The organism is Salarchaeum japonicum, assembly GCF_049705945.1.
Classification (GTDB): domain Archaea; phylum Halobacteriota; class Halobacteria; order Halobacteriales; family Halobacteriaceae; genus Salarchaeum; species Salarchaeum japonicum_A.
On the sequence record NZ_JBNAMV010000004.1, the window covers coordinates 1784446 to 1807158 of the forward strand.

The 22713-nt window shown below is 68.3% G+C and carries 23 protein-coding genes and 1 tRNA gene; 12 read left to right on the forward strand and 12 right to left on the reverse strand.

The window, feature by feature from the left end; all coding sequences use genetic code 11:
- Positions 1-9 precede the first annotated feature (9 nt).
- Positions 10-1239: an ABC transporter substrate-binding protein gene (locus ACOZ4O_RS11440; RefSeq protein WP_424525439.1), complete on the forward strand. Its 1230-nt coding sequence runs from the start codon at positions 10-12 to the stop codon at positions 1237-1239.
- Here the strand turns inward: ACOZ4O_RS11440 and ACOZ4O_RS11445 are convergent.
- Together ACOZ4O_RS11445 and aspS are read right to left on the reverse strand one after the other, a co-directional pair.
- Positions 1236-1871, reverse strand: coding sequence for an NAD(P)-dependent oxidoreductase (locus ACOZ4O_RS11445; protein WP_424525440.1), 636 nt, complete (start codon positions 1869-1871; stop codon positions 1236-1238). The two genes, ACOZ4O_RS11440 and ACOZ4O_RS11445, sit on opposite strands and share 4 nt — an antisense overlap.
- Positions 1872-1930: 59 nt before the next feature.
- Positions 1931-3241 carry an aspartate--tRNA(Asn) ligase gene (gene aspS, locus ACOZ4O_RS11450; RefSeq protein WP_424525441.1) on the reverse strand — a complete coding sequence of 437 codons (1311 nt, stop codon included), beginning with the start codon at positions 3239-3241 and terminating at the stop codon, positions 1931-1933.
- 85 nt (positions 3242-3326) lie between these two features.
- On the opposite strand from aspS, the gene ACOZ4O_RS11455 reads away from it, so the two are divergent.
- Together ACOZ4O_RS11455 and ACOZ4O_RS11460 are read left to right on the forward strand one after the other, a co-directional pair.
- On the forward strand, positions 3327-3584 hold the full coding sequence (locus ACOZ4O_RS11455) for a glutaredoxin family protein (RefSeq protein ID WP_424525442.1): 258 nt from the start codon (positions 3327-3329) through the stop codon (positions 3582-3584).
- Position 3585: 1 nt separating this feature from the next.
- Positions 3586-4119 (forward strand): cob(I)yrinic acid a,c-diamide adenosyltransferase, encoded by a 534-nt coding sequence (locus ACOZ4O_RS11460; RefSeq protein WP_424525443.1) that lies wholly within the window; start codon positions 3586-3588, stop codon positions 4117-4119.
- On the opposite strand, the gene ACOZ4O_RS11465 is transcribed toward ACOZ4O_RS11460, so the two are convergent.
- Positions 4109-5815 carry an adenine deaminase C-terminal domain-containing protein gene (locus ACOZ4O_RS11465; protein ID WP_424525444.1) on the reverse strand — a complete coding sequence of 569 codons (1707 nt, stop codon included), beginning with the start codon at positions 5813-5815 and terminating at the stop codon, positions 4109-4111. The two genes, ACOZ4O_RS11460 and ACOZ4O_RS11465, sit on opposite strands and share 11 nt — an antisense overlap.
- 308 nt (positions 5816-6123) lie before the next feature.
- Here ACOZ4O_RS11465 and ACOZ4O_RS11470 point away from each other — a divergent pair.
- Together ACOZ4O_RS11470 and ACOZ4O_RS11475 are read left to right on the forward strand one after the other, a co-directional pair.
- Positions 6124-6198 (forward strand) — tRNA-Val (locus ACOZ4O_RS11470).
- 88 nt (positions 6199-6286) lie between these two features.
- Positions 6287-6604 (forward strand): hypothetical protein, encoded by a 318-nt coding sequence (locus ACOZ4O_RS11475; RefSeq protein WP_424525445.1) that lies wholly within the window; start codon positions 6287-6289, stop codon positions 6602-6604.
- On the opposite strand, the gene ACOZ4O_RS11480 is transcribed toward ACOZ4O_RS11475, so the two are convergent.
- From ACOZ4O_RS11480 to ACOZ4O_RS11490, 3 genes are all read right to left on the reverse strand, one after another.
- Positions 6601-7296, reverse strand: a complete 696-nt coding sequence (locus tag ACOZ4O_RS11480) for a hypothetical protein (RefSeq protein ID WP_424525446.1) — start codon at positions 7294-7296, stop codon at positions 6601-6603. The genes ACOZ4O_RS11475 and ACOZ4O_RS11480 overlap by 4 nt on opposite strands.
- A gap of 63 nt (positions 7297-7359) precedes the next feature.
- On the reverse strand, positions 7360-8379 hold the full coding sequence (locus ACOZ4O_RS11485) for a DNA-methyltransferase (protein ID WP_424525447.1): 1020 nt from the start codon (positions 8377-8379) through the stop codon (positions 7360-7362).
- Positions 8380-8405: 26 nt separating this feature from the next.
- Complete coding sequence (locus ACOZ4O_RS11490; protein ID WP_424525448.1) at positions 8406-8690, reverse strand: hypothetical protein; 285 nt, start codon at positions 8688-8690, stop codon at positions 8406-8408.
- Between the two features lie 90 nt (positions 8691-8780).
- On the opposite strand from ACOZ4O_RS11490, the gene ACOZ4O_RS11495 reads away from it, so the two are divergent.
- Positions 8781-9932 carry a helix-turn-helix domain-containing protein gene (locus tag ACOZ4O_RS11495; protein WP_424525449.1) on the forward strand — a complete coding sequence of 384 codons (1152 nt, stop codon included), beginning with the start codon at positions 8781-8783 and terminating at the stop codon, positions 9930-9932.
- Between the two features lie 139 nt (positions 9933-10071).
- Here ACOZ4O_RS11495 and sucD read toward each other — a convergent pair whose 3' ends face one another.
- Positions 10072-10941, reverse strand: coding sequence for a succinate--CoA ligase subunit alpha (gene sucD / locus ACOZ4O_RS11500; RefSeq protein ID WP_424525450.1), 870 nt, complete (start codon positions 10939-10941; stop codon positions 10072-10074).
- Positions 10938-12080: an ADP-forming succinate--CoA ligase subunit beta gene (gene sucC, locus ACOZ4O_RS11505; RefSeq protein ID WP_424525451.1), complete on the reverse strand. Its 1143-nt coding sequence runs from the start codon at positions 12078-12080 to the stop codon at positions 10938-10940. Before sucC ends, sucD begins: the two co-directional genes overlap by 4 nt.
- A gap of 108 nt (positions 12081-12188) precedes the next feature.
- Here sucC and ACOZ4O_RS11510 point away from each other — a divergent pair, with 108 nt between their 5' ends.
- The 4 genes from ACOZ4O_RS11510 (at position 12189) to ACOZ4O_RS11525 (ending at position 16470) form a co-directional block, all read left to right on the forward strand.
- The gene (locus ACOZ4O_RS11510; protein WP_424525452.1) at positions 12189-13145 is read left to right on the forward strand and encodes an NADPH:quinone reductase; all 957 of its coding nucleotides are present in this window, start codon (positions 12189-12191) and stop codon (positions 13143-13145) included.
- A 96-nt stretch (positions 13146-13241) separates the two neighbouring features.
- Positions 13242-14585 (forward strand): sodium-dependent transporter, encoded by a 1344-nt coding sequence (locus tag ACOZ4O_RS11515; protein WP_424525453.1) that lies wholly within the window; start codon positions 13242-13244, stop codon positions 14583-14585.
- A gap of 93 nt (positions 14586-14678) precedes the next feature.
- Positions 14679-16223, forward strand: coding sequence for an acyl-CoA carboxylase subunit beta (locus ACOZ4O_RS11520; protein WP_424526172.1), 1545 nt, complete (start codon positions 14679-14681; stop codon positions 16221-16223).
- Positions 16204-16470 carry an acc operon protein gene (locus ACOZ4O_RS11525; protein WP_424525454.1) on the forward strand — a complete coding sequence of 89 codons (267 nt, stop codon included), beginning with the start codon at positions 16204-16206 and terminating at the stop codon, positions 16468-16470. Before ACOZ4O_RS11520 ends, ACOZ4O_RS11525 begins: the two co-directional genes overlap by 20 nt.
- On the opposite strand, the gene ACOZ4O_RS11530 is transcribed toward ACOZ4O_RS11525, so the two are convergent.
- Positions 16467-16631: a hypothetical protein gene (locus ACOZ4O_RS11530; protein ID WP_424525455.1), complete on the reverse strand. Its 165-nt coding sequence runs from the start codon at positions 16629-16631 to the stop codon at positions 16467-16469. The genes ACOZ4O_RS11525 and ACOZ4O_RS11530 overlap by 4 nt on opposite strands.
- Before the next feature lie 24 nt (positions 16632-16655).
- Positions 16656-18047, reverse strand: coding sequence for an NCS2 family permease (locus ACOZ4O_RS11535; RefSeq protein WP_424525456.1), 1392 nt, complete (start codon positions 18045-18047; stop codon positions 16656-16658).
- Between the two features lie 102 nt (positions 18048-18149).
- On the opposite strand from ACOZ4O_RS11535, the gene ACOZ4O_RS11540 reads away from it, so the two are divergent.
- Together ACOZ4O_RS11540 and ACOZ4O_RS11545 are read left to right on the forward strand one after the other, a co-directional pair.
- Complete coding sequence (locus ACOZ4O_RS11540; RefSeq protein ID WP_424525457.1) at positions 18150-19988, forward strand: acetyl-CoA carboxylase biotin carboxylase subunit; 1839 nt, start codon at positions 18150-18152, stop codon at positions 19986-19988.
- A gap of 211 nt (positions 19989-20199) precedes the next feature.
- Positions 20200-21204 (forward strand): biotin--[acetyl-CoA-carboxylase] ligase, encoded by a 1005-nt coding sequence (locus ACOZ4O_RS11545; RefSeq protein WP_424525458.1) that lies wholly within the window; start codon positions 20200-20202, stop codon positions 21202-21204.
- Here ACOZ4O_RS11545 and ACOZ4O_RS11550 read toward each other — a convergent pair.
- On the reverse strand, positions 21201-21641 hold the full coding sequence (locus ACOZ4O_RS11550; protein WP_424525459.1) for a universal stress protein: 441 nt from the start codon (positions 21639-21641) through the stop codon (positions 21201-21203). The genes ACOZ4O_RS11545 and ACOZ4O_RS11550 overlap by 4 nt on opposite strands.
- A gap of 26 nt (positions 21642-21667) precedes the next feature.
- Positions 21668-22690: an amidohydrolase family protein gene (locus ACOZ4O_RS11555; RefSeq protein WP_424525460.1), complete on the reverse strand. Its 1023-nt coding sequence runs from the start codon at positions 22688-22690 to the stop codon at positions 21668-21670.
- Between the last annotated feature and the right edge of the window lie 23 nt (positions 22691-22713).

Genomic DNA, 22713 nt, shown 5'->3' on the forward strand with positions numbered 1-22713 from the left:
CTAAATCGTATGGCTTCGGACGAACCCACGAACACGACGCGCAGGAGATACATCGCATCCGCCGGCGCGCTCGCCGGCAGCGCCCTGCTCGCGGGCTGTCAGGGCGGCAGCGACGCGACAACGACCACCGACACGACGACGCAGGCGACCACGGACGCCACGACCGCCGGAACCACCGATGCGAGCGGACCGTACTCGGTGTCGATGGCGCCCGTCGGCGAGGTCGAGTTCGAGGAACCGCCGACGAACGTGATGGTGTACAGCCTCCTCTACGCCGACATGGCAGTCGCGTACGGCTACGGCGACGCCGTGAACTCCCTCGGATTCAGCACGAACGCCGCCGGGTCGCTCCACGCCTACTACGACCAGCTCGACGGCGTCTCCTTCGACCAGTCCGGCCTCACCCAGCTCAATCAGGGCGGCACCGGCATCACCGTCGACAAGGAGGTGTTCTACGACCTCGACAGCGACCTCCACCTCATCGACCCCGCGCTCGTCGTCGGCTTCGACGGGTGGGACATCGACGACGTGAACACCATCGGAGAGGACGTCGCGCCCTGGTTCGGGAACGTTCTCAGCCGCCGGAACACCGAACCACCGGCGGCCTACGCGGACAGCTACGAGTACTACACGCTCTGGGAGATATCGGAGAAAGTCGCGCAGGTGTTCCAGGCGCAGGAGCGCTACGACGCGCTCGCCGCGATTCACGACGACCTGCTCTCGACCATCCAGTCCGGCCTCCCGCCGGAGTCCGAACGGCCGACCGTCGCGTCCGTCATCTTCATCGACGGCACCTTCTACCCCTCCAAGTTCAACGCGGACGGGTTCGCGCACGCCCACACGCGACCGATGCAGGCCCCGGGCGCGTTCACGGAGAGCGACGTATCCTACCAGTCGGCGTACGACTACGAGACGATGCTCGAAGTCGACCCCGACGTCATCATCAACCGCTACAGTTACTCCTACTACGACATTTCGAGCGTCCGGCAGAGCATGGAAGAGAACGCGGTCGGCAGCCGGCTTTCCGCAGTGCAGAACGACCGCGTGTACGCGGGCGGCAACCCCCTCCAGGGGCCCGTGATGAACCTCTTCCAGCTCGAGATGACCGCGAAACAGCTCTACCCCGAGCAGTTCGGCGAGTGGCCGGGCTACGACGGCGGCCCGTACCCCGCGATTCCCGAGGAGGAGCAGTTGTTCGACCGCGACGAGGTCGCGGCCATCATGAACGGCGACCTCTAGTAGCCGACGCCGACGTTCTCGTGGACGAACGCCTCGTTTTCGAGTTCGTCCACGAACGCGACCGCGAAGTCCTCCATCGTGATGTAGCTCTCGCCGTCGTCGTCCGCGACGAGTTCGTCCACGCTCGTTCTGTACTCGCCGGTGCGCTCGCCGGGTTCTATCATCGCCGCGGGCGCGACGTACGTCCACTCGATGTCCTCGGCCTCGCGCAGGCGGCGGAGCGCGTCGATTGCGGCGCGCGCCAGGCCCTCCCAGTCGTCGGGGAACTCGTCGGTGTCGACGAGCAGCGTGTCGGGCGCGACGTGCAGGCCGCCCGCGCCGCCCGTCCAGACGAGGCGGTCGACGTCCGCGCGACGCAGTCCCGCGAGCACGGCGTCCATCATCTCGGGGAGGACGTCGGGCGTCTCGCTTCCTGCGGGGCCGAGCGCGGACGCGACGGCGTCGTGGCCGGCGGCGAGGCGCGCTATCTGGTCGGGGTCGGTGGCGTCGCCGACGACGCTCGTGAAGTCCTCGCCTTCGATGTCGTCGACGCCGCTCCGGGAGACGCCGGTGACGGTGTGGCCGCGGTCGAGGAGTTCGTCCGTGATTCGGTGGCCGATGCGTCCGCTCGCGCCGAGCAGTAGTACGCGCATACCCGGAGGATTCGTCGCCGCGAGAAAAGGCGTTCGCGAGTGAGCGCGCGCTGCCGGCTTTAGGGCGCGAGGCGGTTCGGGTCGCGCGGGAACAGGATCGCCTCCTTGATGTTCTCGAGCTCGCAGACCTGCTGGACGAGCCGGTCGATACCGAGGCCGTACCCGCCGTGGGGCGGCGTGCCGTAGCTCAGGGCGTTGAGGTAGAACTCGAAGTTCGACTCGTCCACGCCCTCCGCCTGCATCATCTCGCGCATCGCGTCCACGTCGTGCTGGCGCTGGCCGCCCGAGGAGAGCTCCTGGCCCTTGTAGATGAGGTCGAACTTCCGGGAGGCGATGTCGTCGCCCTCGACGTTCTGCATGTAGTAGAACTTCTCGTCGGGGTAGCCGACGACGAAGAAGGCGGGATGACCCTGGTCTTCGAAGTACTCGCCGAGCAGTTTCTCGCCCTTCGTGTCGAGGTCGGTCGGGTCGTCCGGGAAGTGCCCGAACTCGTCTTCGAGGATGTCGAGCGCCTCGTCGAACGTGACGCGCGGGAAGTCCTCGTCGGGGACGGTGAGGTCGACGCCGAGTTCGTCGAGTTCGGGTGCGGCGTGCTCCGCGACCTGTTCGAGCGCGTAGCGGAGGCTCTCCTCCTGCACGTCCATCACGTCGTTGTGGTCCTCGATGTACGCGAGTTCGACGTCGAACATCGCGATTTCGGAGACGTGGCGGCTGGTCGCGAAGTCCTCCGCGCGGAACGCCGTGCCCGTCTCGTAGATCTTGTCGAATCCGGACGCCATCAGGATCTGCTTGTAGAGCTGGGGGCTCTGGGAGAGGAAGGCTTCCTCCTCGTAGTAGACGACGGGGAACAGTTCCGCGCCGCCCTCCGCGCCGCCCTTCGAGATGAGGGGGGTGTCCACGTCGACGAAGCCCTCCTGTTCGAACCAGTCCTCCATCGCGTCCATCAGCACCGACTTCAGGGTGAAGATGGCTTTCACGTCGGGCTGGCGGAGGTCGATGCCGCGGTTGTCGAGGCGCGTGGAGAGGTCGGCGTCGACGTCCTTCGAGATTTCGAGCGGGAGCGGGGCGTCCGCCTCGTCGATGAGGTCGAGGGATTCGGGGACGAGTTCGACGCCGCCCGGGGCCTGCCCGGACTCCGTGACTTCGCCCTCGATGCGGACGACGTCCTCCGCGCCGAGGTCTTCTGCGGCCTCGAATAGCTCGGGTTCGCGGTCCTCCTTGAACACGGCCTGCAGGAGGCTGTCGCGGTCGCGGACGATGACGAAGACGAGGCCGCCGAGGTCGCGGAGTTCGTGGACGTGCCCCGCGACGGCGACGGTCTCGCCGTCCATCTCCGGCGTCACGTCGCCGGTGTAGGTGCGGTCTATCATCTACAGTCGCGTAGTCTACTCGTCCACTTGACTACTGCTATCTTGCCCGGAAACTTCTATGTGGCCGGCCGTCCCAGTTTCGTGTATGAGTGACCTCGTGCTGTACTCGCTCGACGGGTGTCCGTACTGCCAGCGGGTTCATGACGCCCTCGACGACCACGGTATCGACTACGACACGAAGTGGGTGGAGGGCTTGCACTCGAAGCGCAACGAGGTCAAGCGCGTGAGCGGCCAGCGCGCCGTTCCCGTCCTCATCGACGAGGAGCGCGGCGTGACGATGCCGGAGAGCAGCAACATTCTGGAGTACGTGGAGCGGACGCTCGCGCCGCGGGCGGAGGCCTGAGATGAAGATTTACACGAAGCGCGGCGACGAGGGGCAGACGGACCTCCGGGACATGTCGCGGGTGTCGAAGACGAGCCACCGCATCGAGGCCTACGGGACGGTGGACGAGGCGAACTCGCTGCTCGGGACGGTGCGACCGACGGGCTACGAGGACGTGGACGGCTGGCTGGAGACGATTCAGAACCACCTGCACGTCGTGCAGGCCGACCTCGCGAACCCCGAACCGGAGGAGGGCGACCCGGTGGTGGCGGAGGAACACACCGCGCAGGTGGAGTCGTTCATCGACACCGCGGACGAGGAACTGGAGCCGTTACAGCGCTTCGTCCTCCCCGGTGGGAGCGAGGCGGGGGCGAAACTCCATCACGCGCGGTCGGTGTGTCGGCGCGCGGAGCGCCGCGTCGTCGCGCTCGCCGGCGAGGAGGAGATAAACGAGGAAGCGGTCGCGTACCTGAATCGGCTGTCGGACGCGCTGTTCGAGTTCGCGCGCCTCGTGAACGCCCGCGAGGGCGTGCCCGAGGAGTCGCCTACGTACTGAGCCCGACGGTCTCCCTGTTCTTCACGTCCGCGTAGCCGTCCGGGGTGAGTTTGAGCGCGGGAACGCCGACGAACGTGAGCGTCTGGAGCGCGAGGAACGGCCGGTCGGCGGTGACGCCGATGCGTCGGAGGGCTTCGTCGACGGCGCCGATGTGTTGTTCGGTTTCGGTCACGTCCAGCGTGGTGCAGAAGCCGTAGAGCGGCGCGGGGAGTTCCGTGACGACCTCGCCGTCCTCGACGACGACCCAGCCACCGCCGAGGTCGGCGAGGCGGTCGGCCGCAGTTCGCATGTCCGTGTCGTTCGTGCCGACGGCGAGCACGCCCGCGGTCTCCCACGTGATGGTGGTCGCGACCGCTCCCGCGTCCATGCCGACGCCGGTGAGGAAGCCGACGAACCCGCCGCGGTCCGCGGGGCTCCGGTCGTAGAGCGCGGCCTTCAGCACGCCCGCGTCCGGGTTCGCGTGCAGTTCGCCGTTCCGAACGTCCGGCGTGACGGTCGTCTCCGAGGTGAGGAGGCCGCCCTCGTGCTTGATGGCGCGCACGCGCTCGGCGTCGTCGGGCGCTGGAACCGTGAGGAAGTCGTCGGGGAGTCGGGGCGTAGTGTCGGACGCGTCTTCGGGGTAGTCGTGGGGTCGAGGGCTGACTTGGAGGTCGTGGGTGTCCACGACGACCTCGCCGCCCGCGACGACGGTGGAGACGTCCACGTCGTCCAACGAGTCGAGGACGAGGATGTCGGCGTCCGAGCCCGGCGCGAGCGTGCCCTTCCCGTCCAGTCCGAAGTGCTTCGCGGGCGTGAGCGTGGCCATCCGGAGCGCGTCCACGGGGTCGACGCCTTCCTCGATTGCGCGCTCGACGGCGGTGTCCATCGCGCCGTCAACGAGGTCGCGCGGCCACGTGCCGTCGGTGGAGAGCGAGAAGTCGGCGTCCCCGACGTCCGCGTAGGCCTCGCCGAGGGCTTCCGCGTCGTCGCGGATGGTGCCGACGCGCGCGATGCTGTGGACGCCGTTCTCGACTCTGGCGACGTGGTCGCGGCCGCTGATGGATTCGTGGTCGTCGTCCACCCATGTCGCGAGTTCCGCGAGCGCATCGCCGCGGCAGCCGGCGGCGTGGGAGCCGACGGTGAGCCCGCGGTCGTGCGCGGCGTCGTAGAGGTCGTGGACGGGACTCGGTTCGCCGACGGCGTGAATCCACGCGGCTTCGCCGACGCCGACGACGCGGTCGCGGTCGAGGGTGGCGGCGAGGTCGTCGGGCGTGCAGAGCGGGCTGGTGAACGTGTCGAGGCAGGGGCCGGGCGGGACGGTGGTGTAGACGGAGACGGGGAGGTCGCGGGTGGCGTCGAGCATCGCGTCGACGGCGTCGGGGCCGGCGAGTTCGCCCCAGGACGCGAGTTCGGTGACGAGCGTGGTGGTGCCGCCGCGGAGCGCGTACTGGTACGCGTAGTCGAACGCCTGGTGGAGGTCGACGTGGGTATGAGCGTCCACGAACCCGGGGACGACGGCTTTCTCGCTGGCTTCGACGACGGTGGTGTCGGGGCCGGTGACGCGGTCGGGGTCGTCGGTGAGCGCGGCGACAGTGCCGTCCACGACCGCGACGGCCACGCTGTCGAACTGTCGGGTTTCGGGGCGGTAGACGCGGCCGCCGCGGACGACGAGGTCGGCGTGCTGGTCGCCGCGTGCGACGCGCTGGATGTCGCTCACGGGGACCACTCCGTCTCTGGCATAGGAATGGGGTGTTCCGGCGGCGTGAAAGCGGTTGTGATAGCCGCCGGAGTGGGACAGACAACGCCGGAAGTGATGCCAACCGACGCTAGTTTTAGGCACGCCTAACAACGACTAAAGCGTTCCGATTTAGGTCAGCCTAAAATATTGCTGCGGTGGCCGCCGACACCACGCCGAACGCACCGGTACGACCGCCCAGGACGACCGCACTACGTCTCGCGACCGCCCCAACAACGCCCGGTCGGAATAAGCAGTCTTAAGTTTTCCACCCGACTACCGATGAGTGAGGGTCGGTGGTCTAGTTCGGTTATGACGGCTCCTTCACACGGAGCAGGCCGGCGGTTCGAATCCGCCCCGACCCACTGTCTTCTGTCGTGAACGTTCAGTGAGCGACGAATCCGTGCGCAGTGATTCCGACAATTTTTGTCGGTGGAGCGCGGTTGGTGTGGTATGCCTAGTCGTGGTTCCGCTGGTGGGTCGCGTGCGCGGTTGCCCGAGGTGGTGCCGTTCGAGGTGTCTCGGGTGTCGCGGGAGAACTGGGAGAATGGGTCGCAGGTCGCCGATGCTGCGGCGTCGTCGCTCCGCGGTCGGTGGGGGACCGTGGGGTCGTCGTGGGAGGTGTCGGTGTTCGTGGCGACGCGGGAGACGGTGCTGTTGCGGGTGCGGACGCCGGTCGGTCGCGAGCGGTTCTACGAGACGACGCAGCGGGACGTGCAGGGCGTGGTGACGGCGCTCAGCACGTCGTCGCGGTGGCGGCAACTGGACTAGTTTTCGTCGGTGAGGCCGCGGCGGATTGCGCGCACGAGGGCTTCGATTTCGTCGGGTTCGGCGTCGAGACTGAGGTCGAGGCTGAGCGCGAGCGCGTCGCTTCCGGCTTGGGTTCCGGGGTCGGTGTTCACGTCGAGCGCGTCGCTCGCGAGGAGCGTGGTCACCAGGCTGTCGAGGTCGGTGGGCTGAGTCTCGTTCGCGTCGTCGGGGAGTCGGTAGGTGTCGTCGTCGCGGTCGAGCACGCCCGCCCAGTCGTAGAGGTCGAGGAGCGTGTGGAGGCCGGTGTCGGCGCGTCCCTCGGGTTCGTGGCCGGTGATGGCGGCGAGCAAGGCGTGGAGGCGGTCCTCGGTGAGTGGGTTGTCGCGGAGGACGCCGCGGATGTCTGCGGTGGGCGGCCAGTCGTCGAGGAGGCGTCGGGCGTGGTCGCGCGCGGCGTCCTCGTCGCCGTCCCGGAGCGCGCTCGCGAATCGGCCGCCGTCCGCGGTGAGTTCGTGCTGTTGGCCGTCGGGTTCGAGAACGCTGAGGGATTCGAGGAACGGCGTCTGTCGGCCGACGGCGTCGCTCACGTCGAGTTCGCTCGCCGCGTCCTTCGTGTACACCGGGCCGTCGGTCGCGCCGGCCGCCGCCCACCCCGAGATGATGTCGAGGAGGGTGTCGCGGTCGACGCCCTTCGGAATCGCGTGCTCACCCATCAGTCGGGCGTTCCGGCGCGCGCGACAAAAAGCGAGCGGCCGTTCGGACGAATCTCGGGCGGCTCAGACCGGGGTGTGGGTGGCGCGGTAGCCGTCCTCGATGGCTTCGATGTCGGTGACTGCGTAGAGTTGGATGTCGCGTTCGCGCTTGGTGCGGACGGGAACGTCGTAGTTCGACGCGTCGTACGCGAGGTCGTCGTCGGTTCGTTCGACGTACGCGCGGTGGGCGTCGAGGCGCTCGCGCGCCACGGTTCGCGAGCGCTCCGGGAGCGCCGAGACGGTGTCCGCGAACCGCTCGACGAGCGACGCGTCGAGTTCGTAGCTGACGGAGTTCCTGCCGGCGCACATCGCGGCGGTCGTGGTGGTGCCGGTTCCCCAGAAGGGGTCGAGAACGAGATCGCCGCGCGTCGAGTACATGTTCACGAGGCGGTAGGGGAGTTCGAACGGGAAGGCCGCGGAGCGCTCGCGGTCGGCGTTCTCGACCGACTGGAGTTCGCCCGTGATGTCCGTCCAGAGGTCGCTGAACCACTCGTTTCGCTCCTCCCAGAAGTACGCGGACGCGTAGCGGTCGTCGTCCATCGGCTCGAACCCGCGCTTCCCGCCCTTGCGGAAGACGAGGACGTACTCGTGTTCGAGCGTGACGTACGCGTTCGGCGGGAGCATCCCGCTCCCCATGAACTTCGCGGCGCTGTTCGTCGGTTTCCGCCAGACGATTTCGGGGAGCGGGCTCAGCCCGCGTTCCGTGAGCGCGCTCGTGACGCGGGCGTGGTTCGGGTAGACGCGGAACTCGTCCAGGTTCCGCGTGGCGTCCCCGACGTTCACGCACGCGATACCGCCCTCGGCGAGGACGCGCGCGAGTTCGTCCCAGACCGCGTCCAACTGGGCGTGCATCCGCTCGAACGCCGCCTCGCCGTCCGCGGCGTCGAGCGCGTCCCCGACCGCGGGGTCGGCCTCGCGGAAGAGGTCGTCCCACATCTCTATCATCGGGTACGGGGGTGAGGTGACGACGAGGTCCACCGAGCCGTCGGGGATGGCGGCCATGTCGCGGGCGTCCGCGGCGAGCGTGCGGTGGGTGGTCTGCATTCGTTCGCGTACTCGACGGGCCGCCACTAGGGTGTTTTCCTCTCCGCCAGCCCGGCGACCTGGAGGACGCGGAGAACGGCGAGGTAGAGTATGCAGACCGCGATGACGAGGATGCCGAGGAGGGAGACGAGCGCGGAGAGCGGGACGAACCGCGCTTCGAACCGATAGTAGCCGAGGTTCCCCGCGGCGACCGCGACGACGGCCGCGACCGCGGCGACGGTGATGAGGGAGAGCCCGGAGAGCACGATGGCGGCGATCCACGGGTGAACGAACCGATTGAGGAACGCGCGAACCGAGCCGAACACGGACATGGAGTCGGGTACGCGGGCGGGGGAGAAGTGTGGTGCGGTTTCCGCGAGGTCGGACAACGCGCCTAAGTGTCGGCGTACCGCACTCTCGGTATGGACTCGCGGCTCTCCCGGGAGAACGCGCTCTTCCACCGGGTATGTGACCGCCTCGTCGAGGCGTCCGGCCGGAGCGACCTCGAAGACGGCGTCTGCGAGGCGGTCGCGGGCGTCGAGGGCGTGTCGTACGCGTGGCTCGGGACGCGGCGGATGACTGCCTCCGTCGAACCGCGAGCGGCCGCGCCACTCGACGACAACTTCGAGCGCGCGTTGGAACCGACTACGGGCGGGGAGGGCGGGCCGGTCGGGCGCGCGCTCGCCGACCGCGAACCCGCCGTCGCGTCCGTCGACGCGGTCGCCGACGAGGAACGCCGAACGGCCGCGGAGGCCCGTGGCGTCGAACGGGTCGCGGCCGTTCCGCTCCAGTGGAGCGACGCCCTGTACGGCGTTCTCGTCACGCACGCCGCGCGCGAGGACGCTCTCCCCCCGGCGTTCGTAGGGATGCTGTCCGAGGTCGGCGCGCTCGTCGGCGCGGGGCTGGCGGCGTCGGAACGCCGGCGTCGCCTCCACGCGGGCCGCCTCGTGGAACTCGACCTCCGCGTCACGGACGCCGGACTGTTCCCCTACGACGCGACCCGCGACCTCGACTGTCGCGCGACGATGCTCGGCTACACCGACGAATCCGCGGGGTTCACTGTGACGTTCGGCATCACCGGCCCGGACGCGACCGCGGAACGCGTTCGGAACGCGACGGACGACACCGTTCGAGTGTCCGAACCGCCGTCCGGCGGCGTGGTCGTGGAGACGACGCGCCCCGCCGGGTCGGTGCTCGGTGCGCTCGCAGACGTGGGCGCGACGCTCGCCGACGGCAGCGTGGAGAACGGCACGGCCCAACTCACCGCGCGACTCGCGCCCGGTGCGACCATCCCCGCCGTCGTGGACCGTCTTGACGCCGTCGCCGCCACAGTCTCCATTGCGTCGAAGCGCGAAATCGACCGCGCCGACGCGACCCACGAGGATGCGCTCGACGCGCTCACCGACCGCCAGCGAACGGTCCTCACTGCCGCCTACGAGAACGGCTACTTCGAGTGGCCGCGCGACGCGAGCGGCGACGACCTCGCCGACGCACTCGACATCGCGCCCGCGACCTTCCACCAGCACCTCCGCGCCGCCCACCGCAACCTCCTCGACGAACTCCTCGCCGAGTAGCAACACGACCGCCCACGACGGTATCGACCGCTCGATATTCCGCAAGAAAAACGCAGTCGCGATTCGACCCAACCGCCGCGCGGTCGGGTGGGGATCTGCAACGGGTAAACGGTCGCCTCCGGCGACCGTTTAGGGGTTGCTAGAGCAGGTCTTCGATGTGGTCGACGACTTCCGCGGGGGTGTCGCCGACGGGGACGCCAGCGTCGTTGAGGGCGTTGATCTTCGATTCGGCGGTACCGGTGCCGCTGCCGGAGACGATTGCACCGGCGTGCCCCATGCGCTTTCCGGGGGGTGCGGTGCGGCCGGCGATGAACCCGGCGACGGGCGTGTCCATGTTCTCGGCGATGTAGGCGGCGGCCTCTTCCTCGTCCTCGCCGCCGATTTCGCCGCACATGACGACCGCGTCCGTGTCGGGGTCGTTCTCGAACGCTTCGAGGGCGTCGATGAAGTCCGTGCCGATGATGGGGTCGCCGCCGATGCCGATGGCGGTGGTCTGGCCGATACCCCGGGACGTGAGCGTGTCGACGACCTGATAGGTGAGGGTGCCGGAGCGGGAGACGAGGCCGACGTTCCCGGACTCGAAGATGTTGCCGGGAAGGATGCCGAGCTTCGACTCGCCGGGCGTGATGATGCCGGGGCAGTTCGGGCCCTGGAGGCGGGTGTCGACTTCCTGCAGGCGCTTGTTCACTTTCGCCATGTCCTGCGTCGGGATGCCTTCCGTGATGGCGACGACGAGGTCGAGGCTCGTGTCGAGCGCCTCGAAGATGGCGTCAGCGGCGAACGCCGGCGGGACGAACACGACGGACGCGTCGGCGTCCTCCGCTTCGACGGCTTCGTCGACCGTGTCGTAGACGGGGACGCCGGCGACTTCCTGGCCGCCCTTGCCGGGCGAGGTGCCGGCGACGACGTTCGTCCCGTATTCGAGCATCTGTTCGGTGTGGAACTTGCCTTCGCCGCCCGTGATACCCTGTACCACGACGCGGGTGTCTTCGTCAACTAGGATACTCATTGGTCTTCCTCCGCGTATTCGACGGCGCGCTGCACGGCGCCTTCGAGGGTTTCTTCGACGGTGACGAGCTCGTCGTTCAGGATTTCGCGGCCTTCCGCGGCGTTCGTGCCGGCGAGCCGGACGACGACGCGTTTCGGAATCTCGTCGAACTGTTCGAGGGCTTCGTTGATGCCCTTCGCGACTTCGTCACCGCGCGTGATACCACCGAAGATGTTGAACACGACGGAGTCGACGTTCTCGTCGCTGAACACCATGTCGAGGGCGTTCGCGACGCGCTCGGCTTTCGCGCCGCCGCCGATGTCGAGGAAGTTCGCGGGCTTCCCGCCGTAGTGGTCGACGAGGTCGAGCGTGGTCATGACGAGACCGGCGCCGTTCCCGATGATGCCGACGTTGCCGTCGAGGCGGACGTAGTCGAAGCCGTACTCGTTCGCCTTCGCTTCGAGTTCGTCGCCTGCCGCTTCGTCTTCCATCTCCGCGAGGTCGGGGTGACGGAACAGCGCGTCCTCGTCGATGTTGAGGACGGCGTCCGCGGCGACGACTTCGTCGTCGCTCGTGACCATCAGCGGGTTGATTTCGGCGTCCGCGGCGTCCTTGGACGCCCAGAGGTCGTAGAGCGTCGTCAGGATGCTCGCCACGTCACGCGCGACGGCCTTGTCGACGCCGGCGTCGTAGACGACCTTCCGCGCCTGATAGGGATGCATGCCGAACGCGGGGTCGATGTGTTCGCGGGCGATAGCGTCGGGGTCCTCCTCGGCGACCTCCTCGATGTTGACGCCGCCCTTGGTGGACACCATCGCGACGGGCTTGCCCTCGCCGCGGTCCATCGTCACGCCGACGTAGAGTTCGTTCGTGAAGTCGACCGCTTCCTCGACGAGGACCTTCTCGACGGTGTAGCCCTTGAGGTCCATTCCGAGGATGTCCTCGGCAGCCTCACGGGCTTCGTCGCTGTCCTCGGCGAGCTTGATACCGCCGGCTTTCCCCCGTCCGCCGACGTGAACCTGCGCCTTCACCGCGACAGGATACCCGAGTCGCTCCGCGATGGAGACGACGTCGTCGACGGTGGACGCGACCTCCGAGCCGGGCGTCGGGATACCGGCGTCGGCGAATACGTCCTTCGCCTGATATTCGTGAAGCCTCATGTGCGTTCGTTACTCCCGTCGGCCGTCGCTTAAAGCCGTCCATTTGTGCAAGCGTACCACTCCGGGAACGACGAACACTTATCGGGGTTCGCGGCGACGAGTCGGCGTATGCGCGCAGTCAAATTCCACGAAACAGGGGGCTCGGACGTGCTTCGCGTCGAGGACGTGCCGACGCCGACGCCCGGGCCGGACGAGGTACTGGTGCAGGTGGCCGCCGCGGGCGTGAACCCCGTTGACACGTACAGCCGCCGGGGGAACCGGGAGCCGCCGGCGTTCCCGATGACGCCGGGCGCCGACCTCGCGGGCGTCGTCGAGTCCGTCGGCGCGAACGTCACGGCGTTCAGCGAGGGCGACCGCGTGTTCGGAACCGGTCTGGGGCGCACCCAGCAGGGGACGTACGCGGAGTACGCGGTCGCGCGACCCGACCAGCTCGCGCGGCTCCCGGACGGCGTGTCGTACGCGGAGGGCGCGGCGGTCGCGTTGGTGGGCGTGACGGCGTGGCGCGCGCTCGTCGACCACGCGAACCTCGACCCGGCGGAGACGTGCCTGATTCACGGCGGGAGCGGCGGCGTCGGACACGTCGCGGTCCAGATAGCGGACGCCGCGGGCGCGACCGTGCTCGCGACCGCGAACGAGGAGTACGGCCGCTCGCTCCCCAATCTGGGCGCGGACGTCGTGCTCGATTACGAGCGCGACGACCTCGCGGACGCGGTCGTGGAGGCGGGGCGGCCGGACGTGATTCTCGACCACCGGCTGGACGAGTACCTCGACTTCGACGCGGCGGTCGCCGCGCAGGGCGCGCGGCTCGTCGGCATCGGGAACACCACGGCCGCCGCGGGGTTCTCCGACATCACGGCGGCGCGCCGCGCGGAGCTCACGGTGTCGCTGATGAGCATGTTCAACACGCCCGACATCTCGGCGGTTCTCGGTCGGCTCGCGCGCCTGCTGTCGGCGGGCCTCCTCGCGCCCGAGGTGTCGCGGACGTACGACCTCGACGAGGCCGGGGCCGCGCAGGACGCCGTGCTGAACGACTCCGTGTTCGGGAAGCTCGTCATCACGCCGTAAGTGTCTGATCCGGAAGTAATCGGGCTCGCACGAGCGGTTTCCTGGGCGTCCTTCTATGCGCTTAAGTATCCGGGTGGTCGATTGTCGTGATACACTATGGCAGAACGAGAGACCTGGGAGAGCCGTCTCGGGTTCATCCTCGCGGCGGTCGGTAGCGCAGTCGGTCTCGGAAACATCTGGGGATTCCCGTTCCAAGCCGGACAGAACGGCGGCGCGGCGTTCCTCGTCGTCTACCTCGCCGTCGTCTTCCTCATCGGCTTCCCCGCGATACTCATGGAGTTCGTCGTCGGCCGACGGAGCCGGCGGAACCCGATAGACGCCTTCCGCGAACTCGGCCACGGCGCGTGGGCCGTCGCGGGCATCGTCGGGACGTTCACCGCGTTCTGGATTCTCTCCTTCTACAGCGTTATCGGCGGCTGGGTGCTGCGCTACCTCGGCGGAAGCGTCACCGGCGCGTACTTCGGTGACGCGACCGGGTACTTCAACGCCGTCGCGACCGGTCCCGAAGCGGTCGCGTTGCACGCGGTGTTCATGCTGCTCGTCATCGGTATCGTCGCGTTCGGTGTCGAGGACGGCATCGAGCGCTCCGCGAAGGTGATGGTCCCGAGCATCGTCGTCCTCCTGCTCGGCCTCGGCGTCTGGGCGTCGACGCTCGCGAACGCGGGCGCGGGCTACGAGTACTACCTCTCGCCGGACGTCGACGTCATCGTCAACAATATCGCGTCCATCCTCCCCTCGGCGGTCGGACAGGCGTTCTTCACGCTCTCACTCGGGATGGGTGCGATGATCGCGTACTCCTCCTACCTCGGCCGCGACGACAGCCTTCCCCGCGACGGCGGTATCATCGTCATCTTCAACACGCTCGTCGGACTGCTCGCGGGATTCGTCGTCTTCCCAATCCTGTTCAATCTCGGCATCGAACCTGGCTCGGGTGGCTCGGGAACGGCGTTCAAGACGCTCGGCGGCGCGTTCGGGCAGATTCCATCCGGCGAACTCGTCGGCGTCGTGTTCTTCTTCGTCCTCCTGCTCGCCGCGCTGTCGAGCGCCATCAGCCTCCTCGAAGTCGTCACGTCGTTCGCGGTTGAGAACACGTCCTACAGTCGACCTACCGTCGCGGTCGGCGTCGGAGCGCTCGTCTTCCTACTTGGGGTTCCGTCCGCGCTCTACTCCGATTACCTCATGTGGTTCAACCTCCTCGCGTACGACCTGTTCCTCCCTGCTGCCGTCCTCCTGCTCGCGCTGTTCATCGGCTGGGTCTATCCGTCCGGCGCGGTGGACGAACTCACGCAGGGGTCGGGCGTGAGCGCGACGTTCAACACGGTCTGGCTGTGGTTCGTTCGAATCGTCATCCCGGCCGGTATCCTCCTGACGCTCGTCCTCGGCGTTCAGGAACTCCTCGTGGTGGGGGGTGTCCTCGAATCCGCGGTCTTCCTCGGCTGACCGCAGGTAGTGGGACGGTATGGCAAGGTCGGAACGCCTTTTTGACTGCTGGTCGTTGGCTCGCGTAATGACAGGGTGTTCGAGTCGATGACGATGGACGACCGCATCGAGGAGCTCCGCGAGAAGAAGGCCGAGGCCGCGAAGGGCGGCGGCGAGGACCGCATCGAGTCCCAGCACGAGAAGGGGAAGATGACGGCGCGCGAACGAATCGACTACTTCCTCGACGACGACACCTTCCAGGAGTTCGACCAACTCCGAACCCACCGCAGCCACAACTTCGGGATGGAGGAAGACCAGATTCCCGGAGACGGCGTCGTGACGGGATACGGCGAGGTCAACGGGCGGAAGGTGTTCGTGTTCGCGCACGACTTCACCGTGTTCGGCGGGAGTCTCGGCGAGGTGTTCGCGGAGAAGGTGACGAAGGTGATGGACAAGGCGATGGAGGTCGGCGCGCCCGTCATCGGCCTGAACGACTCCGCCGGCGCACGCATCCAAGAGGGCGTTGACGCGCTCGCCGGGTACGCGGACATCTTCCACCGGAACCAGCAGGCGTCCGGCGTCATCCCCCAGATTTCGGCCATCATGGGGCCGTGCGCTGGCGGCGCGGTCTACTCGCCCGCCATCACGGACTTCGTGTTCATGGTGAAGGACACCAGTCACATGTTCATCACCGGCCCCGACGTCATCGAGACCGTCACTGGCGAGGAAGTCGGGTTCGAGGAACTCGGCGGCGCGACCACGCACTCCAGCACGTCGGGCGTCGCGCACTTCGCCGAGGACTCCGAGGAGGACGCGCTCGACAACATCCGCCGCCTCCTCTCCTATCTCCCGCAGAACAACGTCGAGAACCCGCCGCGCGTCGAACCCTGGGACGACCCCGAGCGCCGCGACGAGGAACTGGAGAGCATCGTCCCCGACCAGCCCCGGAAGCCGTACGACGTGACGAACGTCGTCGACTCCGTGGTGGACGAGGGATCGTTCTTCGAGGTGCAGGAGAACTTCGCGAAGAACCTCGTCGTCGGGTTCGCGCGACTGGACGGCCGGAGCGTCGCCATCGTCGCGAACCAGCCCCGAGTGAACGCGGGGACGCTCGACATCGAGGCGTCCGAGAAGGGCAGTCGGTTCGTGCGGTTCTGCGACTCCTTCAACATCCCCATACTCACGTTCGTGGACGTGCCCGGGTTCCTGCCCGGCACCGACCAGGAACACAACGGAATCATTCGCCACGGCGCGAAACTCCTCTACGCGTTCAGCGAGGCGTCCGTCCCTCTGATGACGGTCATCACGCGGAAGGCGTACGGCGGCGCGTACGACGTGATGGCGTCGAAGCACATCGGCGCGGACGTGAACTACGCGTGGCCGTCGGCCGAAATCGCCGTGATGGGGCCGAAGGGCGCGGTGAACGTCCTCTACCGCGAGGAGCTCGCGGAGGCCGACGACCCCGACGCGAAGCGCGAGGAACTTATCGACGAGTACCGCGAGAAGTTCGCGAACCCGTACACTGCTGCCGACCGCGGCTACCTCGACGACGTCATCGAACCGCAGGAAACGCGGCCGCGGCTCATCGACGACCTCGAAATGCTCGAAGGCAAGCGGGTGGACCAGCCCGAGAAGAAACATGGAAACATCCCGCTATAACGTCTCGCTCCCGGACGACGCGAGCGAGGACGAGGCCGCGGCCATCGCGGCGGCGGTGAGCGCGCACCTCCGCGACCGGGAAGCCGCGGCCGCAGCGGCCGCCGCCGAGACCGACGAACCGTCGTGGGACGGCGAGCGCTGGGGGTTCGCTGGTCGCGTGGCCAACCTCCAGTCCCGCGAAGTCCGGGTGCCGGACGGCGCGCCGACTGACGCGTGGAGTGCGGCGGGACGAACGGAGCGCTTCTAGCGGTATCGGCCGCTCGCCGCGCCGGCGGCGAACACGACGAGCGCGCCGGCGGTGGCGGCGGCGAGCGGGTACGCAGCGAGCGCGGGCGTCGGTATCAGCGCCGCCCACGCGAGCGCGCTGAACGCGACCGCGGAGACGAAGATTCCCGTCGAATCGAGCATACCCGTCCTTCGAGTTCCGGGGTCTTAGATTGTGGCGAGAACGCCGCTGGTGCGGACGGCGAAGTAGAAGACGAAGGCGGCACCGAGCAGCCACTGGCCCAGGCTGACCTCGTCGTACTCGCCCGCGGCGGCTTTCATGAGGGGATAGGAGACGATGCCGGCGGCGATGCCGTACGCGATGCTGTACGTGAACGGCATCACGATGATGGTGAGGCCGGCGGGCACGGCGTGCGTCGGGTCGTCCCAGTCGACCTCGCTGACGTTCCCGAGCATGATGATGGCGACGACGACGAGCGCGATGTGGCTCGCGTAGAGGGGGACGGCGGCGGCGAGCGGGACGAACGCGAGCGCGAGCAGGAACAGGAGGCCGACGACGAGCGCGGTCAGGCCCGTCCGGCCGCCGGCTTCGACGCCGGTGGCGGATTCGATGTAGGCGGTGACGGTGGACGTGCCGAGCATGCCGCCGACGGTCGTGCCGATCGCGTCTGCCATCAGGGGTTTTTCCATCTCGGGGAGGTTGCCGTCCTCGTCGAGGAAGCCGCCGACCTGACTGACGCCGGTGAGGGTGCCGGCGGTCTCGAAGAAGTCGATGAAGAAGAACGTGAACACGACGAGCGCGAACCCGAACGCCTCGACGTGCTGGAAGCCCTCGACGAACGCGCCGGCGAGCGGCGTGATGTCGTACTGGGGCTCGGGGACGGATGGGGCGAGCTGTGGGGCGATGCCGAGCGACGCGACGGCCCAGCCGACGGCGGTGGTCGTGAGCACGCCGAGGATTATCGCGCCGCGCACGTCCCGCGTGTGGAGGGCGAGCGTGGCGAACAGGCCGAGCACGGCGAGCACGGTGACCGGGTTCTGGGCGATGTTTCCGAGCGTGACGATGGTGTCGGGGTGGCTGACGATGACGCCCATTCCCTCAAGGCCGATAATGGCGAGGAAGAGCCCGAGCGCGCTCGCGATGGCGAACTTCACCGGCTGGGGGAAGAGCTTCACGACGTATTCGCGTGCGCCGACGGCGGTGAGGACGATGAAGAGGACGCCCTCGGTGACGATGGCGGCGAGCGCGGTCTGCCAGGGGATTCCCATCACGCCGATGACCGTGTACGCGAAGAAGGCGTTCAGGCCGAGGCCCGGTGCGAGGGCGAACGGTCGGTTCGCGTAGAACGCCATCACGAGTATCGCCGCGGCGGAGGCGAGAATGGTGACGACGGCGAGCATTTGCTGGACTTCGGACACGGTGTATCCGGGAATCGCGATGCCGGGTTTGTCCTCCGTCGCGGCGAGTATCGCGGGGTTGACGACGACGATGTAGCTCATCGTCAGGAACGTCGTCAGTCCCGCGAGAATCTCCGTTCTGAAGTCGGTGTCGTGGTCGTCGAGGTCGAACGTGGCGGTGAGCCAGGCGCGTACGGTCATCCTTCACCCACTGGTGGGGGTGGGCCGGTTAGTGGTATCGGTTCCCGTCTCGACTCACGTTGAACCGACACAATGAGTAGGCCGGTGAGTGAACCCCCATCTATGTTCGAGAAGGTTTTGGTGGCGAACCGCGGGGAAATCGCCGTGCGAGTGATGCGCGCGTGCGAGGAACTCGGTATCGACACCGTCGCCGTGTACAGCGAGGCGGACAAGCACGCGGGCCACGTCCGGTACGCGGACGAGGCGTACAACATCGGGCCCGCGCGGGCGGCGGACTCCTACCTCGACCACGAGGCCGTCATCGACGCGGCCCAGCAGGCGGGCGCGGACGCCATCCACCCCGGCTACGGCTTCCTGGCGGAGAACGCGGAGTTCGCGGGGAAGGTCGAGGACGCGGAGGGCGTGACGTGGGTCGGGCCGCGCAGCGACTCGATGCGCCGCCTCGGCGAGAAGACGCAGGCGCGCAAGTCGATGTCCGCCGCCGACGTCCCAATCGTCCCCGGAACGACCGACCCGGTGACGGACCCTGAGGAAGTCGAGGCGTTCGGCGAGGAGCACGGCTATCCGGTCGCCATCAAGGCGGAGGGCGGCGGGGGCGGTCGCGGGATGAAGGTCGTGCACGGGCCGGACGAGGTCGCGGACAAACTCGAATCCGCGCAGCGCGAGGGCGAGGCGTACTTCGACAACGACACCGTGTACCTCGAACGTTATCTGGAGAATCCCCGTCACATCGAGGTCCAGATCGTCGCGGACCACCACGGGAACGTCCGCCACCTCGGCGAGCGCGACTGCAGCCTCCAGCGCCGCCACCAGAAGGTCATCGAGGAGGGGCCGAGTCCGGCGCTGACGGACGACCTCCGCGAGCAGATCGGCGAGGCGGCGCGCCGGGGCGCGGACGCCGCGGACTACTACAACGCGGGGACGTTCGAGTTCCTCGTCGAGGACACCCGCGAGGAGGGCGCGGGCGAGGTGCTCGACGCGGACGCCGACTTCTACTTCCTCGAAGTCAACACGCGGATTCAGGTCGAACACACCGTCACGGAGGAACTGACGGGCATCGACATCGTGAAGTGGCAGCTCAAAATCGCGGCCGGCGAGGAGCTCGACTTCGCGCAGGACGACGTCGACCTCGACGGGCACGCGATGGAATTCCGCATCAACGCCGAGAACGCCGCCGAGGAGTTCGCGCCCGCGACCGGCGGGACGCTCGAAACCTACGACACGCCCGGCGGCATCGGCGTGCGGATGGACGACGCGCTCCGGCAGGGCGACGACCTCGTGACGGACTACGACTCGATGATCGCGAAACTCGTGGTCTGGGGGAACACTCGCGAGGAGTGCATCGAGCGCTCGCAGCGCGCGCTCGCCGAGTACGAGATCGAGGGCATTCCGACCATCATTCCCTTCCACCGCCTGATGCTGACGGACGACGCGTTCGTCGCGGGCGAGCACACGACAAAGTACCTGGACGAGGAACTCGACCAGGACGCCGTCGCCGATGCCCAGGAGACGTGGGGGACGGAGACTACCTCCGAGTCCGGCGAGGGGGACGTGGTGGAGCGCGAGTTCACCGTCGAGGTCAACGGTAAGCGCTTCGACGTCGACCTGGAGGAGCGCGGCGCGGCACCTATCGAGGTCTCCGCGGGCGGCGACGGGAGTACCGGACAGCGCCCCGAGCGCGCTGAGGGCGCGGACGAGAGCGACGACGAAGTGGTCGTGGAGGGCGACGGCGAGCGCGTCGAAGCCGAGATGCAGGGCACCATCCTCTCCGTCGACGTGGCGGAGGGCGACGAGGTCGCGCCCGGCGACGTCCTCCTCGTGCTGGAGGCGATGAAGATGGAGAACGACGTGGTCGCGTCCAGCGGCGGAACGGTCACGCAGGTCGTCGTGTCGGAGGGCGAATCCGTCGACATGGGCGACGTGCTCGTCGTCATCGAGTAAGCGACCCAACCTTTATTTTCGGTCGTGCGGGTACGCCGCCGAGCCGAACACGAGCATGCTGTTCCTCGGCGGCGCGCTCGTGCTCCTCGGCGGCGCTATCGTCTACGCGGGGTCGATCAGAATCCTCTACAAAATAATCGCGGACGCGGTGAGCGCGGGAACGACGTCGCCTAACGCGGGCTTCTTACCGCGCCCAGCCCTAGCTTCCGGTATGACTGACACCCGGCAGGCCGTCCTCGCGGCGCTCGCGGACGGCCCCGTGACGGGTCCGACGCTCGCCGACCGACTCGGCGTCTCCCGGGCGGCCGTCTGGAAGCACGTCGAGGCGCTCCGCGACGAGGGGTTCGGCGTCGAGAGCACCGAGGACGGCTACGAACTCACCGCGATACCCGAGTACGGCGCGGACGCCGTCGCGTTCGGGCTGGACGCGTCGTTCGACGTGGAGTACCACGACACCGTGGGGAGCACGAACGACCGAGCGCGAGAACTCGCGACCGACGGCCGGGAGAACGTCGTCGTGCTCGCGGACCGCCAAGTGGGCGGGCGTGGTCGGCGCGACCGCGCGTGGGAGTCGCCGTCGGGCGGCATCTGGCTGAGCGCCGTCCTCCGCCCCGACATCCCGCCCGCCCGCGCCCCCCTCCTCACGCTCGCGATGGCCGTCGCCGTCACCGACGCCGCGCGCGAACACGGCGTGGACGCGACCATCAAGTGGCCGAACGACGTCCTCGTGAGCAACGCGAGCGAGGGCACGCCGGACGCGTCGTCCGGAGACAGTCTCGTGAGCAACGCGAACGAGGGCACGTCGGAGGATTCTGGAGGGCGGAAGCTGTCGGGGATTCTGACGGAGATGGAGGGCGAGTCGGGGCGGGTGTCGTGGGTGGTGGTGGGCGTGGGCGTGAACGCGAACGTCGACCCCGGGGACCTCTACGAGGGCGCGACGAGTCTCCGCTCAGAGGCGGGACGGGTCGACCGCCGGGTGTTCGTTCAGCGCGTGCTGGAGCGCTTCGACGAACTCCGAGATGACTTCGACGGCGTGCTGCCGGCGTGGCGCGAGCGCACGAGCACGCTCGGGCGGCGCGTCCGCGTCCACCTTCCGGACGGGGACTTAGTCGGACGCGCGGTGGACGTGACCGAGACGGGCGCGCTCGTCGTCGACACGGGCGAGGAGCGCCGCGTGGTGCACGCGGGCGACTGCGAGCACCTGCGGCCGGTTTAGTCCGCGACGCGGACGGTGAGAACGGGAACCTGACTGGAGCGCACGACCTTCTCCGCGACGCTCCCGAGGAGGAGGCGGTCGATGCCGCCGCGGCCGTGCGTTCCCATCACGATGAGGTCGATGTCGTTGTCCTCGGCGTACCGGACGATTTCGCGGCTCGGCGTGCCGTTGAGAAGCACGCGTTCGACCGGGACGCCCGCCTCGCTGGCGACCTCGGCGACGGCGTCGAGCGCGTCCTCGCCCTCGTCCGCGAGCAGGTCCGAGACGCCCTCCGTGGTCGTCTCCGCTCCCAACGAAGCGAACGTCGCGGTGTTGACGACGTAGACGGCGTGGAGGGTGGCGTCGTGTTCCGCCGCGAGCGAGACGGCGTGTTCGACCGCGCGACGCGTCTCCGCGGAGCCGTCGGTCGGCACGAGAACCCGGTCGTAGAGCCCCATTTACGTGTGAATGGCTCGCACGCGGCTTAACTCTTGAGGAGGACGCGCTTCACGTCGCTCGCACCGGCGCGCCGCACGACCGCGCGCACCGCGTCCTGGTAGCCCGCGAGGTTGTCCGAATCGCCGTCCAGCACGAGCAGGCGCGCCTCCCGGCCCTCCTCGACGGTGCCGTAGTTGCGGTCGAGTATCTCCGCGCCGTTCCGGGTTGCCATGCCCAGTATCTCGGGCGCGGTGCAGTCGCTGAGCTTCGCCGCGAACTCCATCTCCCGGAACATCGAGGGGCTGTTGAGGAAGACGTTGTCCGTGCCGAGCGCGACCGTCGTGAAGTCGCTCAGTTCGGCGATGTCGGGGAGGCCGACGCCCGTCGTGAGGTTCGAGCGCGGACAGACCGCGATGGGGATGTCGTTGTCGGTGACGCGCGTGAGGTGTTCGGGGTCGGCGTGCACCATGTGGACGAGGAGGTCGGGGTCGAGGTCGATGGCGGGATGGATGTCGCTGGCGTCGCGCTCGCCGGCGTGAATCGCGAACGGTTTCCCCGCGTCGCGCGCGGCGTCGCGCTCCGCGCCGAACTGGTCGTCGTTCGCGCCCGTCGCGCCGTAGCCGTCCGCCACCGGCAGCACGTCGTCTGCGTCACCACGCCCCATCACGAACGGCCGGAGCGCGCGGCCCTCCGCGGCCTCGCGGAGCATCTCGACGCCGCGCCGGCCGCCCTCCCGGAACTCGATAAAGTCCGAGGTGCCCGTGCGTTCCATGAACGACATCGAGCGCCCCATCGCCGCTACCAATTCCGAGCGCGACGCCTCCCGGAGCAATCGGTGCTTGAGGCCGTCCGGCGGGGCGACCAGTTCTTCGAGTGTCAACCCGCGCCCCGCCTCCTTCGCGATGGAGTCCCCGATGTGGGTGTGCGCGTTCACGAACGCCGGGAGAACGATGTCGTCGGAGTCCGTCTCCGCCTCTTCGACCGCCGCGATTTCGCCGTCCTCCACCACGACGCGGCCCTCGATTGCGTCGAACGTCGGGCCGGCGAGGATGGTTCCGTCGAGTTCCATACTCGCTGTCGGGCCGCCATCGC